This window comes from Clostridium sp. SGI.024 (assembly GCF_050315195.1).
Classification (GTDB): domain Bacteria; phylum Bacillota; class Clostridia; order Clostridiales; family Clostridiaceae; genus Clostridium.
Window position 1 is genome coordinate 1 of the sequence record NZ_JBNPON010000074.1, and the last position, 14,104, is coordinate 14,104.

Here is a 14,104-nt window from a genome sequence, read left to right on the forward strand (position 1 = left end):
TATTAAAATGTAGAATGCAAAATATAAGATAGCTATTTATCTACTCGTCCTTCTCTTTTACTTCCCCAGATATAACTCTTACTTCTTCACTATTCTCTATTCACTATTCACTTTTACTTCTTACTTCTTACTTATAAACTATCTCTTTTTACTATTTTGCTTTCTCCAATTTTACTTATAAATATTAAATTTAGTTTGTTATCTATATTCTTTTTATCTAATGAAATTGTTTCTTTTATTTCATTAATATCAATATCTAATTTATAAGGAAGATTATACTTTATCAATATATTCTTAATTATATCTGCTGTTCCTTTTTCTGTTTCAAAAGATGCTTCACTTATTTTTGTAATTTCGTACATTCCTATAGCTACAGCTTCTCCATGAGTATATTTATTGTAGTTATAATATTGCTCAATAGCATGCCCTATTGTATGACCAAAATTTAAAAGCATTCTTTCTCCAGTATCTTTTTCATCTTTTTCCACAACTTCTTTCTTAATTTTGCAACAATTGTGAATAATATATTCAATATTGTTCATAACTTCTTCTTTATTTTCGTACTGTAATAAATTATTAAAGAACTCTTTATCTTTTATACAACCATATTTTATTACTTCTGCCATACCATCATTAAATACTCTATCACTTAATGAATTTAAAACTTCTGGATCTATTATTACCTTTTTAGGATGATAAAAACTACCTACAAGATTTTTACCCTTATCTAAATCTACAGCAACTTTTCCCCCTACACTACTATCAACTTGAGCTAATAAAGTTGTAGGTACTTGTATAAAGGGAACTCCTCTAAGAAAGGTAGATGCAACAAAGCCTCCTAAGTCTCCAATTACTCCCCCACCTAGAGTTAAAATCAAATCACTTCTTGTAAGTTTAAAATTTAAGAGTTCATCATATATCCTTGGTAAAGTAAAAAATCCCTTAGTTTCTTCCCCAGGTTCAAGAACTAACTTATTAGTATCATATCCAAAATCAGATAGCTCCTTAAGAACTTTATCTCCATAAAAATTATCAACATTTTTATCTGTTAAAATAAATATCTTTTTCCCTTTAAATACTTCAGATATTTCCTTACTTAAATTACTAAGCAAACCCTTTTGTATAATTATATCATAACTACTGTGAGGTAAATCTATAGTTAACTTCACGAAAAAACCCTCCTTTAAATGTATAATGTAGAATGTAAAATGAAAAATTAATGTGGAAATTCAGCCTAAGCTGAATTTCTTCAACAATTCTACATTTTAAATTTTACATTCTTCATTTCTTTTACAGTTCTCTTCCTACTGCTGCAGCAATTGCTTTTAATTCCTTAACTAATGTTTCATAGTGGTCTGGCTTAATAGATTGTGGTCCATCACAAAGTGCTTTTTCTGGATTATTGTGAACTTCTATTATTAATCCATCTGCTCCTACTGCTATTGCAGCCTTTGCAAGTGGAGATATCATAAATCTCTTTCCTGTTGCATGGCTAGGATCTACTATTACAGGTAAATGGCTTAATTTCTTAACTGCTGGTATTGCACTTAAATCAAGAGTATTTCTTGTATAAGTTTCGAAAGTTCTTATACCTCTTTCACATAAAATTACATTTTCATTTCCACCTGCCATTATATATTCTGCTGACATTAACCATTCTTCTATAGTTGCTGATAATCCTCTTTTTAATAGTATAGGCTTAGTAGTTTTACCTAATTCATTTAACAAATCGAAATTTTGCATATTTCTAGCACCAACTTGAATAACATCTACATCTCTTTCGAAGATTTCAATATCATATGGTGACATTATTTCTGTTACTATTGGTAGACCTGTCTTTTCTCTTGCAATTTTTAAAAGTTCAAGTCCATCATATTTTAAGCCTTGGAAGCTGTAAGGTGAAGTTCTTGGTTTGAATGCTCCTCCTCTTAAGAAATTTGCCCCTAATTTCTTAACTTCTTCAGCTACAAATGTTAATTGTTCTTCGCTTTCTACTGAACATGGTCCAGCTATCATAGCTATCTTATTTCCACCAATTTCACTGTTTCCAACTTTAATTATACTATTATCTGGATGGAACAGTCTATTAGCCTTCTTGAAAGGTTCTTGCACATGCATTACCTTTTCTACTACATCGTTAGCTTCGATTTTTCTAGAGTCTATTTTACTTGTATCTCCTACAAGTCCTAAGATAATTAGATCCGATCCAATAACCGGATTTACCTTTACTCCTTGACCTTCTAATTCCTCAGTTAATTTTCTGATTTCTTCTTCCTTAGTTCTTGGTTTTAAAATTATTACCATAAATATGCCCCCTTTTATTATTAAATATTTTTTATTTATATAAAAAAGAGAACTCCTAGGAGTTCTCTTGTAATAACCATATATTCATAACACGAAATATATAAATTTATATTAAAAACTCACTTTGAAAAGAATTATTTTTTTTGCAAAATAAATAGCCAGCGCTAAAGAAAAAGCCCCAGAATATAAAGTAAAAAAAGCTATTAAATTTTGCTATTATGCTTGTAATTCCTTTCATAAAGTCCTCCATAAATTTAAATTTCTTTACCTAATTATACCAAAGTTCGATACTTTGTCAATATTTTTATAAATATTTTTACTTTTTAATAATACTTGTAAGAAAAATTTACTAATTCTATACTTTATAATATTGGCGCTATAAGCCTTATTAATGCTTCTTTTATTCTTATAGATCTACCTCTATTATTATACTCTTCAAAGATAACTTGCTTACTATCCTTAATATCATTTATAAATATTTTTTCTTGTTCCTTAGTAAAATCACTATCAAATATTATTGCATTAATTTCAAAATTAAGTTGAAAGCTTCTAATATCTAAATTTGCAGTTCCAATACTAGAAACCTTTCCATCTGCAATAATAGTTTTAGAATGAATAAATCCTTTTTGATATTTATAAATCCTAACGCCGCATTCCATAAGTTCTCCCATATTAGCACTTAATATCCATTCCATAAAAAAGTGATCTGGCTTACCAGGAACCATTATCCTTACATCTACACCTGATAAAGCTGCTATTTTTAAAGCTTCCTTTATTGGTTCATCAGGAACTAAATATGGTGTCTGTATATAAATTCTTTCCTTTGCATTATTAATTATTTTCATATAAGCATTTTTTATAAATTCTTCTTTATGGTCAGGACCAGAAGAAATTATTTGCATTCCTATATTTCCATAATCCTCTTGCTTTAAGAAGTAATCATCATAACTTTTAAGCTCTCCTTCTGATGCATAATCCCAATCTAAAATAAATCTTTTATTTAATTCATTAACTGCCTCACCTTGAATTCTAATGTGAGTATCTCTCCAATAATCAAACTGCTTTCCTTTATTTATATATTCATCTCCTACATTAAATCCTCCAACATATCCAACTTTTCCATCTATTACTACTATTTTTCTATGATTTCTAAAGTTTAGACGTGTATTAACATAAGGTAAGAATCCTGGAAAGAATAAGTGGAATTTAATTCCTAGACTTCTTATATACTTTATTTTATTACCTCTTAAGCTTTTAGATCCCATGCCATCAGCTAAAAGCCTAACTTCTACTCCCTCTTCAACCTTCTTTTTAAGTTCATCAATTATAGTATTACCTAAACCGTCCAATCTAAATATATAGTATTCTATATGTATAAATTTCTTTGCTAATCTAATATCATTTATTAAAGCTTTGAACTTTTCTTCACCATCAATAAATGTATCAACCTTATTCCCAGAAGTGTATAGCACTCCAGAATTATTGTAGTTCATCCTAATAAGATCCATAAATTCTTGTGATATATTACTGTTTTCTTTTTCTCTTTTGAACTTTTCTAATAATTCCTTTACCTTTTTTTCATCTGTTACTTTCTTTTCTCTAAATATCTTTTGTCTGCTTAAGTTTTGACCAAGAAATAAATAAATTATAAATCCAATACCTGGCAAAACTAAAAGAATCATTAACCAAGCCCATGTAGTATTTGGTTCCTTTCTTTCAATAAATATTAAGGAAAATGCAAATATAATATTAATTAAATAGGCTACAAATAATATAATAGATACATTCATTAAGTTTACCTCATTTCTTTGTCTAACAATTTTATGCTATTCTTTAATTATAATTTATTTTATTTTTATTTAAAGTATATATTTATTTTTAATCATATGTTTTTTAATTATTTGCATTTAAATTTATATACTAACATAGCAATAATCATTTATGCAAGAATCATTAATTGAAAATTCAAACTATTAATGATAAAATTAATATATATTATGTAAAATTTTGTTGATGGGGGTATTATAAATGTCTAATGGTAATGGTGGAAATGGCTTATCATTTTGGGGAATTGTAGGCGCAGTTTTAGTTGCACTTATAATATTTTCTTTTCTCTAAGAAAAAAATTTAGTTATAATACTAATTAGTGTTTTACTATATTTGTTTAATAATCAAATTAAAGAGCAAATATCAAATGAAGCTATTAAATGGTTTATGACCTCTTATTTTAATGACATAACAGGAGGTATGACATTTACTGCATACACTAATCTAGTGTTAAGCTTTCGTAATATTAAGATGCATAAATTATGGCAAATAGAATTATTAATGTTTTCTTGTGGAGTGTTTTGGGAATTCATTACACCTTTATACCGATTTGATACCGTATCAGATATATGGGATGTTTTTGCTTATATGTTAGGTGGAATATTATACTGGGTAATTGTTAAAAATTGGAAAGATGTCAAATATAAAAAAGAAACTACAAATGAGCTTTAAACACTCCTTTGTAGTTTCTTTTTACTGGTTTTATATATTTAATAAGAGTTATTTATTATCTCCAAAATATCTATCTAATAATCCCTTGAACGCTTGTCCATGTCTAGCTTCATCTTTACACATTTCATGTACTGTGTCATGAATTGCATCTAAGTTTAATTCCTTAGCTAAAGTAGCTAAATCCTTCTTACCTTGGCAAGCACCGTGTTCTGCATCTACTCTAGCTTGTAAGTTAGCTTTTGTATCAGCAACTACTACTTCTCCAATTAATTCAGCAAACTTTGCAGCATGTTCAGCTTCTTCAAAAGCTATTCTCTTATATGCTTCTGCAACTTCTGGGAATCCTTCTCTATCAGCTTGTCTTGACATTGCTAAGTACATTCCAACTTCTGTACATTCTCCCATGAAGTTAGCTTGTAAACCTTCCATGATTCTTGGATCTACATCTTTAGCAACTCCTACTCTGTGCTCATCAGCCCATTTTAAATCTCCAGTTTGTTCTACAAACTTATCTGCTCCAGCCTTACATATTGGGCACTCTGCTGGTGCAGCTTCTCCTTCATATACATATCCACATATTGTACAAACAAATTTTTTCATAATTAAACTCCTCCTACACTTTAATTTCAATAATAAATTTATTTCAAATAACTTCGTCTCTCGACATAAGTTATTATATAATAATAATTATTAGTTGTAAAGATAAAAATTAAAATTTTTTTATAAAAATTTAATTTCTTTTATTTATTAAAAATAAAAAAAGAGAATTTCATTGCTAAAATTTCCTTTTTTTATATATTAACTTCTATTATATTTTATTACTTAATATGAACTGCTTTTTCTATATCTGAAATAATAGTATCTATTGCCATTATTCCACTTCCACCAACATACCAAGCTTGTGGATTTACATATACTATATGTCCTTTTTCATAGGCTTTAGTTGTCTTTATTAATTCATTTTCTACAGTTTCTTTAACTGATGCTTGTGCTCCAGTTATTGCTCCTCTATCTAAAACTAATAAATAATCTGGATTCTTTTCTTTTAAATATTCAAATGAAATATTTTGTCCATGAGTTGATGCTTCTATTTGTGTATCAGCTGGAGTAAATCCAAACTTGCTATAAACCATATCATATCTTGAACCTTCTCCATAAACTGATAATGAACCTTCATTAAACATTGTCATTAAAGCTGTAAAATTACCTTCTTTAACCTTTGCATTTACTGCTTCTAATCTCTTATTTATGTTTTCTAATTCAGCTATAACTCCTTCTTCCTTATCAAAAACCTTACCTAAAACTTTAGCATTATTTTCAGCTGAAGCAAATATATCGCTATTAGCTGTACCTAAGTATAACACTGGAGCAATTTTCTTTAAATCTTCATAATATGATTCTTGTCTTCCTTCAATTATAATTAAATCTGGTTCAACTTCATTAATCTTTTCTAAATCAAATTCCTTTAATGAACCTAAATCAACATATTTATCATCTTTATATTTATCTAAATATGATGGTAATGTTGACTTTGGAAGTGCAACTGGTTCAATACCTAGCTTTGTCATTATATCTAATGAACCTAAATCTAATACTACAACATTTTTAGGATTAACTGGTACTTCAACTTCACCTTTTTGATCTGTAACTACTACTGTTTTATTTTCTTCATTTGTTGCATTTTTGCCTTCAGCATTTCCTGTGCTACAACCTACAACTCCTACTAATAATAACATGACCATACTTAATAGACCTAAAAATCTCTTTTTCATTAATAATTCCTCCATTTTATATAAATATTATTTTTCAACTTCTTATACTATTTAAAAATAAATACATATTTTTTGATTGTTAACTTCTCTAATATTGAAATTCATATCATAAAGACAACTTAAATTATTTTCCGTTATCATATCTTCAGTTGTTGTATGTTTTACTAATTTGCCATCCTTTAATGCTACTATATTATCTGAATAGCATGATGCAAAATTAATATCATGAATTACTATAATTATTGTTTTACCAAAATCATTAACCATTTGTCTTAGCATTTTCATCATTTCTGCTGAATGCTTCATATCTAAATTATTTAAAGGCTCATCTAAAAGTATGTAATCTGTATCTTGTGCTAATATCATTGCTATATAAGCTCTTTGCTTTTGTCCACCACTTAGTTCATCAAGATATTTATCTTGAATATCTGTTAGCTGCATATAGTTTAAAGCATCATCTACAAATTTTTCATCTTCTTTTTTTAATTTACCTTCACAGTAAGGAAATCTTCCAAAGGAAACTAATTCCCTTATTGTTAATCTTATGTTTAAAGTGTTACTTTGTTTTAATATAGATAATTTCTTAGATAAATCTTTTGAATTCCAATCTTTTATCTCTTTACCATCTATAAATACTTCACCTGAATCAGCATCTAAAAGTCTTGATATCATAGATAACACTGTACTTTTTCCTGCTCCATTAGGCCCTATAAAAGAAGTGATTTTTCCTTCCTCTATTTTAAAAGAAACATTATCCACAACCTTTTTACTTCCATAACTTTTGTTAATATTTTTTACTTCTATCATAGCTTACTCTCCTTTAATAATAGATTTATAAAGTAAACTCCACCAATGAAGTTAATTATTATACTTATAGTTGTTGTAAAATTGAACACTCTTTCTACTAAGAACTGTCCCCCTACTAAAGCTATAATACTTATAAGAGTTCCAACTATAAGAAGTACTGAATGTTTATAAGTTTTAGTTATTTCATAAGTTAAATTAACAACTATTATTCCCAAGAAGGTTATAGGTCCTACTAAGGCTGTTGATAAAGAAACTAGTATTGCAACAAAAAAAAGTATTTTTTTGCTAAACTTATCATAATCAACTCCTAAGTTAATAGCTTGTTCTCTCCCTAAAGACATAACATCTAATTTATTAAAATCTCTATATAATATAACTCCCATAATAACTAGTATAATTACTGATACTACTAATATCTTTGTATTAACTAAACTAAAGGAGGCAAATAACTTTGCTTGAAGGGCATCAAACTCGTTAGGATCTATAATTACTTGCATGAAAGAAGATAAACTTCTAAATAGAGTTCCAATTACTGTTCCAACTAATAATAGAAAGAATATATTATTATTCCCCTTCTTTAAAACCACTTTAAAAAGTATCATTGCTAAAGTAACCATTAAGCTTGCTGATAATAAAAAGTTTATTGTTTTGTTTACCATAAATATTGACGTTGATCCAAAAATAAAAACTACTAAAGTTTGTACCAAGCCATATAATGAATCTAGACCAATAATACTTGGTGTAATAATCCTATTATTTGTTATTGTTTGGAACAATATTGATGCTACTGAAATTGTAGTACCTGCTATTAAGATTCCTAATACCTTTGGAATTCTAATAGATAAATTAAACCTATAATTTTTAACTGTTAATCCCCATACTACAAAAAGTACTAAAGATATTATTGCAATTAAAGATAATATAATTATTTTTCTTTTATTTTTTTTCATTATTTATTCCTCCTAAATATTAGATAAAGGAAGATTACAGCACCAATAACTCCAATAGTTAAATCTATAGGAATTTCATAAGGGGCAATTATTAAACGACTTATAATATCGCATGCCAAAACAAAGCTTGCTCCAAGTAATGCAACTATAGGCATATTATTTTTAAGGTTGTCCCCTTTCCATATAGAAACTATATTAGGTATTATTAATCCAACAAAAGGAATGCTACCTACAGTAATTACAATTAATGATGAAATTATAGCTACTATTACAACTCCAAGATTAGTAACTCTCTTATAATTTAAACCAAGACTTACTGACATTTCTTCTCCCATACCAGCTAAAGTAAATTTATGTACATAAGCAAATGCTATAATTACTAGCGGTATGCTTAAATACAATATTTCATAGTTCCCTTTTAACACAGTTGAAAAATTCCCTTGTAAAAAAGCCCCCATACTTTGATTAAGATTGTACTTATAGGCAAAAAAATCTGTTATTGATCCTATTACATTTCCAAGCATAATACCAACTAAAGGTATAAAAATAACATTTTTTATTTTTATCTTTTTTAAAATAGTCATAAAGATAAAAGTTCCTAATAATGAAAATATAAAAGATAGCATCATTTTTTGAAATATATTCGCTGATGAAAATATTATTAGGGAAAATAAAACACCTAATTTCGCTGAGTCTACCGTTGCTGCTGTACTAGGTGAAATAAATTTATTATTACTTATTTGTTGCATAATAACACCGCTTATACTCATTCCTATTCCTGCAACTAATATACTTAATAGCCTTGGTAATCTGCTTATCATAAGAACTTCTATATCCGAAGGACTTAAGCTTAATATATTTATTTTAGACACTCCAATAAATATGGATATTACTGATAAGATAATAGTAATAGCCAATAAAGATTTTTTAGTCATATGCTCACTCCCGTTACTTGATAATCTATATCAACTGATTATTATTATAGTTGATATAGATTATCATTGTCAATGTTTTATTTTTATATTTTTAAATGAAAAAGATAGAATTTACATAAATTCTCCTTCTGTTCCACAGAAGTAAGAATTAAACTAGGTAAATTCTATCTTATAATTTCTTAATTTATAAATTTTAGTCTCTATATTTTTTAACTTCTTTCTTTACTAAAACTAAAAGATTATTTAGTTCATTTATTTCTCCATCTTGCACTAATTTATTTAATGAACTTTCAAATCTACTAGCTTCTTGAACTTTTCCAAAGGATTTTAAAGCAAGGATATTATTCATTATATTAGTAATAATATCTGACTTAATTTCAAATAACTTTTGTGCATCCTTTATTTCATCCTTAATATCTAGCATAAGTTCATCTAATTCAAAGGCTGCATCAGCAGCTTTCTTAAGCTTATCTCTTACCACATCTGGTAATTGTTTTTTATATTTATAATTTAATGAGTGCTCTATTGTAGCCCAGAAATTCATAGCTAAAGTTCTTATTTGAAATTCAGCTAATATTTCTTTTTGCCCCTCTGCCATGTTAACTGGATATTTTATTACCATGTGGTAGCTTCTATATCCACTTTCTTTTACACCTCTAACATAGTCCTTTTCATAAAGTATCTGCATATCTTTTCTTCTTCTTATTATTTCAACTACAGTATCTATATCATCTACAAATTGACACATTATTCTTATTCCAGCTATATCTTCAATTTCATATTGTAGCCTATCTACTGGGATTTCAAATTTATTAGCTTTCTCTAATAAACTTGAAAGTTCTTTAACCCTTCCAGTTACAAACTCAATTGGTGAGTACTCATTTCTTTTTCTATATTCTTTTCTAATACTCTTGAGTTTAACTTTTAACTCTTCAACTGCCTGCTCATAAGGCATAAAGAAACTTTTCCAATCATTTATCGCCATATTATATCACCCTTTTCAAACTTCACCTTAATTATTATATCAAAAAACTTAATATGTGTAATCAAAATCTTATTTCTTCAAATTAATTATTCTACCTGCATTTTTTATATTATTTCATAATTAGATATAATTGGTAATACAAGGTGATAACCTATGATAAGTTCATTAAAAAGCACACATATTAAAAATTTATCTAATAAAAACGACAAAGATACTATTGATACAAAAAACTTATTTTTCAAAGAAATTTTATGCCCAATATGTGAAAATAAATTTAATACTTTAGCTGTTAAAGTAGATGCTCCTAGGGTTAAATCTAGAGATTCAGATTTATTTATCAGATACTCAAGTGAAAATCCTTACTTTTATGAAGTTTGGGCTTGAATGTATAGATTATTATCACAAGACGATAATGAAAAAAATTATTTAAGTCAAGCATTACTTTCTTTTAATGATACTTATATAAATGAAAAACTCCAGTTTATGGATTAAATAGATTTTCTATTATGTTTCTAATTGGAGAAATAAATAGAAGAATTGATGAAGAAAAAACAGCCTTAAGATGGTTTTCCGAGGTCATTACATCTATAGGCTCACCTCAAAAGGTAAAAGAAATGGCTCGATATGGAAAAGATAAAATTAGGAGGTTATAAAATAGGTTTATTTTCTAAGAAAAAAGCTACTAAATCAGCTAAAGGAAAAAATAGTATCGTCGATGAATTTGCAGCTGATGAAATTAAAGAAAAAGAAAATTTTGCTGAAAAATTTAAAAATGAAATGGTCACCTTAGGGAAGAATAGTTCTAGAATATCTAGTGCTATTAATGATGTCAATAACTCTTTATTATCACTATCTAATGCTACTCTAACACAAGCAGAGAAATCTTCAATTAGTGACTCTGTTAAGGAAATAGATGATTGTATAGCAAATCTGACTTCTGCTTCTTCTGAAAAAGATAATGTATTATCTATAATGTATAAGGTTACTACTATTTCTCAAGAACATTCAGCACTTTCTGAAGAAATTACTGCTAACATGGATCTTCAAAATAGAAGTCTTGAAGAATTAGATAGTAATGTCTCTACTATTAATTATGAATATGTTAAGTATGAAGAATCTCAAACGCGAAATTAGGTAAATTACTTGCACCTTAATAAAAAGCTATTATTAAATATAAAATTAATACTTAAAAATATAAAATCAATGAACAAAGAGGTTGTCCAAAGGAAACCTCTATATTCATTATTATCTATTTTCTTTTATCTCTTCATTTAATTGCCTATTTACTTATTTTAAATTCCAAATACAGAGGAATTCCCACTTAAACTCTTCACTCTTCCCTATTATCTATTACTTAAATAAATAGGTTTATATTTGAGTCGTCTGCTTGACCTAGATAATATCCAACACCACCATAAGTTATTCCATCTATTAATTCTTCCTTTTTAATTCCCATTACATCCATAGACATTGTACATGCTACTATTTCTACTCCACTTTGAATAGCTGCTTCCATAAGTTCTTCTAAAGATTGAATATTTTTATTCTTCATGACACCTCTAATCATCTTAGCACCCATGCCACCCATATTCATTCTTGAAAGTCCTAATTTTTTACTTCCTCTTGGCATCATCATTCCAAAGGCTTTTTCTATTATATTCTTTGGAGTTTTAACCTTTTCTGGTTTTCTAAGTACATTTAATCCCCAGAAAGTAAAGAACATAGTTACTTTTTTACCCATAGTAGCTGCACCATTTGCAATAATGAATGAAGCTATAGCCTTATCTAAATCGCCACTAAATACTACCATAGTTTGCCCATCTTTAACTGGTGCTAGTTTCTTTCCTTGTCCAAGAGTTTTTGAAACTTTATCTTCTAATTCATCTTCACCTAATAACTGATTTGAGCATTTCATAAGCGTTGCTTCTATTATTCCCTTACTCTTTTCAAGATTTATTAATCTATTGTTTGTCTTAGTTGCCCATGCTTCTATATCTCTATAGAATCCTGGATCAGAAGCTTTAACTTTTAATACTTCACCGTCAAACATTGTATCCATTGTCATCTTAACTTGCATTAAAGGTCCTGGACATGATAATCCAGTTGCATTTAATTTTCTAACTTTATCTAAGGCAACTTCCTTCATAACTACATCCTCTTCATTATCATTAAAATCTATAGTCTTTGCTTTATAATCCCAGTTTGAATAAGTTTTATATCCACCATTTAAGTTTCTAACATTAAATCCATTTGCTTCTAGTAATCTAGCTGCAATATATCCTCTTATACCCACTGCACAATATACTAATATTTCTTTATTCTTATCTAATTTATCTAAATTACTTCTTAAATCATTAAGTGGTATGTTTAATGAATTTTCTATACTGCCTAACTCAACTTCTTCCACATCTCTAGTATCTAATAGAATTTGCTTATCACTATTAAAATTCTTTAGTTCTTCTACGTTTATTAACTTAACTAAGTCTTTTCTTTGGTTTTCTGCCATAAATCCAGCCATATTAGCTGGTGATTTTGCTGATAAAAACGGTGGTGCATAAGCTAAATCTAATTCAGCTAAATCTTCCATTCTGCCACCAAACTTTATTGAAGTTGCAATTACATCTATAAATTTATCCACGCCCTCATAGCCTAGTGCTTGTGCTCCTAATATCTTACCTTCTTTGTCATAAATCACTTTAATATTTAAGGGAATTGCGTTAGGATAATACCCTGCATGGCTCATAGGATGTAAATAGACTTTATCATATTCAATTCCATATCTATTTAAGGTTCTCTCATTATTACCTGTTGAAGCTGCTACCATATCAAATACTTTAATTATTGAAGTTCCTAGACTTCCCTTATAAGCACTCTTTATGCCTGCAATATTATCAGCAATTATTCTTCCATGCTTATTAGCTGGTCCAGCAAGGGGTATAAAGGCTTCTTTTCCATTTACATAGTCTCTAACTACTACAGCATCTCCACCTGCATATATTCCTTCTATATCAGTTTCCATATTCTCATTTACTACTATATGACCTCTTTCTCCAAGGTTTATTCCAGTATCCTTTATAAATCTTGTATCAGGCATTACCCCTATAGCAGATATAACCATATCAGCTTTAATAACTCTTTCATCATCAAGCATTACATTTATTGAATTTCCCTCTTCTGAGAAAGCAATTACTTTATTATTTAAAATAATACTTACTTCATTATCATTTAATTCTTTTTCAATTATATTTGAAAATTCTGAATCAAATGGTGCTAAAATATGTGGAGCAGCTTCTATTAATGTTACATTAATATCTTTTTCTTTTAAGTTTTCTGCCATCTCAATACCGATAAAGCCTCCACCTATAACAACTGCTGATGTTGTACTTCCTTTATCTACGTATGATTTTATCTTGTCTATATCTGAAACATTTCTAACAGTAAAAATTTTATTACTATCTATTCCTGGTAAATTAGGAGTTATTGGTTTTGCACCTGGTGCTAAAACTAAATAATCATAGCTTTCATCATATATACCATTTTTACTTTTTACTTTTACTGATTTATTTCTTGGATTAACTTCAATAACTTCACTATTTATTCTTACATCTATATTAAATCTATCTTTCATTTGTTCAGGTGTTTGAAGTAAAAGTGCTTCTCTATCTTGTATTACTTCTCCTACATAATAAGGTAGTCCACAATTTGCAAAAGAAATATATTCTCCCCTTTCAAAAATTACTATATCTATGTCTTCTTTTAACCTTCTAAGTCTAGCAGCAGCTGAAGCTCCTGCTGCAACTCCTCCAACTATTAATACTTTTTGTTTCATTATTAATCCTCCTGGCATTTATA

14 protein-coding genes are annotated in these 14,104 nt (G+C 28.0%); 4 read left to right on the forward strand and 10 right to left on the reverse strand.

The features are described 5' to 3' along the window. Positions 1–131 precede the first annotated feature (131 nt). The 3 genes from aroB to cls all read right to left on the reverse strand — a co-directional run bounded on the left by aroB (position 132) and on the right by cls (position 4,094). On the reverse strand, positions 132–1,169 hold the full coding sequence (gene aroB, locus ACQRD5_RS14980; protein WP_291630473.1) for a 3-dehydroquinate synthase: 1,038 nt from the start codon (positions 1,167–1,169) through the stop codon (positions 132–134). Between the two features lie 121 nt (positions 1,170–1,290). Beyond that, the gene (aroF, locus tag ACQRD5_RS14985) at positions 1,291–2,304 is read right to left on the reverse strand and encodes a 3-deoxy-7-phosphoheptulonate synthase (RefSeq protein ID WP_291630474.1); all 1,014 of its coding nucleotides are present in this window, start codon (positions 2,302–2,304) and stop codon (positions 1,291–1,293) included. Positions 2,305–2,666: 362 nt separating this feature from the next. After that, positions 2,667–4,094: a cardiolipin synthase gene (gene cls, locus ACQRD5_RS14990; RefSeq protein ID WP_291630475.1), complete on the reverse strand. Its 1,428-nt coding sequence runs from the start codon at positions 4,092–4,094 to the stop codon at positions 2,667–2,669. Between the two features lie 370 nt (positions 4,095–4,464). Here cls and ACQRD5_RS14995 point away from each other — a divergent pair, with 370 nt between their 5' ends. Further along, complete coding sequence (locus ACQRD5_RS14995; RefSeq protein ID WP_291630476.1) at positions 4,465–4,803, forward strand: hypothetical protein; 339 nt, start codon at positions 4,465–4,467, stop codon at positions 4,801–4,803. A gap of 48 nt (positions 4,804–4,851) precedes the next feature. On the opposite strand, the gene ACQRD5_RS15000 is transcribed toward ACQRD5_RS14995, so the two are convergent. The 6 genes from ACQRD5_RS15000 to ACQRD5_RS15025 form a co-directional block, all read right to left on the reverse strand. Then, positions 4,852–5,403: an NADH peroxidase gene (locus ACQRD5_RS15000; RefSeq protein WP_294187590.1), complete on the reverse strand. Its 552-nt coding sequence runs from the start codon at positions 5,401–5,403 to the stop codon at positions 4,852–4,854. A gap of 218 nt (positions 5,404–5,621) precedes the next feature. Continuing rightward, on the reverse strand, positions 5,622–6,575 hold the full coding sequence (locus ACQRD5_RS15005) for a siderophore ABC transporter substrate-binding protein (RefSeq protein ID WP_291630478.1): 954 nt from the start codon (positions 6,573–6,575) through the stop codon (positions 5,622–5,624). A 51-nt stretch (positions 6,576–6,626) separates the two neighbouring features. Then, entirely contained in the window at positions 6,627–7,382 is a 756-nt protein-coding gene (locus ACQRD5_RS15010) for an ABC transporter ATP-binding protein (protein WP_291630479.1), read from the reverse strand. Continuing rightward, positions 7,379–8,332 (reverse strand): iron chelate uptake ABC transporter family permease subunit, encoded by a 954-nt coding sequence (locus ACQRD5_RS15015; protein WP_291630480.1) that lies wholly within the window; start codon positions 8,330–8,332, stop codon positions 7,379–7,381. The genes ACQRD5_RS15010 and ACQRD5_RS15015 overlap by 4 nt, the downstream gene beginning before the upstream one ends. Next, positions 8,332–9,267: an ABC transporter permease gene (locus ACQRD5_RS15020; protein ID WP_291630481.1), complete on the reverse strand. Its 936-nt coding sequence runs from the start codon at positions 9,265–9,267 to the stop codon at positions 8,332–8,334. The genes ACQRD5_RS15015 and ACQRD5_RS15020 overlap by 1 nt, the downstream gene beginning before the upstream one ends. A 193-nt stretch (positions 9,268–9,460) precedes the next feature. Next, the gene (locus tag ACQRD5_RS15025) at positions 9,461–10,252 is read right to left on the reverse strand and encodes a GTP pyrophosphokinase (RefSeq protein ID WP_291630483.1); all 792 of its coding nucleotides are present in this window, start codon (positions 10,250–10,252) and stop codon (positions 9,461–9,463) included. Positions 10,253–10,405: 153 nt separating this feature from the next. Between ACQRD5_RS15025 and ACQRD5_RS15030 the strand changes: the two genes are divergently transcribed. The 3 genes from ACQRD5_RS15030 to ACQRD5_RS15040 all read left to right on the forward strand — a co-directional run bounded on the left by ACQRD5_RS15030 (position 10,406) and on the right by ACQRD5_RS15040 (position 11,386). Next, positions 10,406–10,636, forward strand: a complete 231-nt coding sequence (locus ACQRD5_RS15030; RefSeq protein WP_294187594.1) for a DUF2225 domain-containing protein — start codon at positions 10,406–10,408, stop codon at positions 10,634–10,636. A 122-nt stretch (positions 10,637–10,758) separates the two neighbouring features. Continuing rightward, positions 10,759–10,905, forward strand: a complete 147-nt coding sequence (locus tag ACQRD5_RS15035) for a DUF2225 domain-containing protein (RefSeq protein WP_308780363.1) — start codon at positions 10,759–10,761, stop codon at positions 10,903–10,905. Beyond that, positions 10,877–11,386: a hypothetical protein gene (locus ACQRD5_RS15040; protein WP_320900565.1), complete on the forward strand. Its 510-nt coding sequence runs from the start codon at positions 10,877–10,879 to the stop codon at positions 11,384–11,386. Before ACQRD5_RS15035 ends, ACQRD5_RS15040 begins: the two co-directional genes overlap by 29 nt. 220 nt (positions 11,387–11,606) lie before the next feature. On the opposite strand, the gene ACQRD5_RS15045 is transcribed toward ACQRD5_RS15040, so the two are convergent. Continuing rightward, on the reverse strand, positions 11,607–14,081 hold the full coding sequence (locus ACQRD5_RS15045) for a DsrE/DsrF/DrsH-like family protein (protein ID WP_427747002.1): 2,475 nt from the start codon (positions 14,079–14,081) through the stop codon (positions 11,607–11,609). Positions 14,082–14,104: the final 23 nt, after the last annotated feature.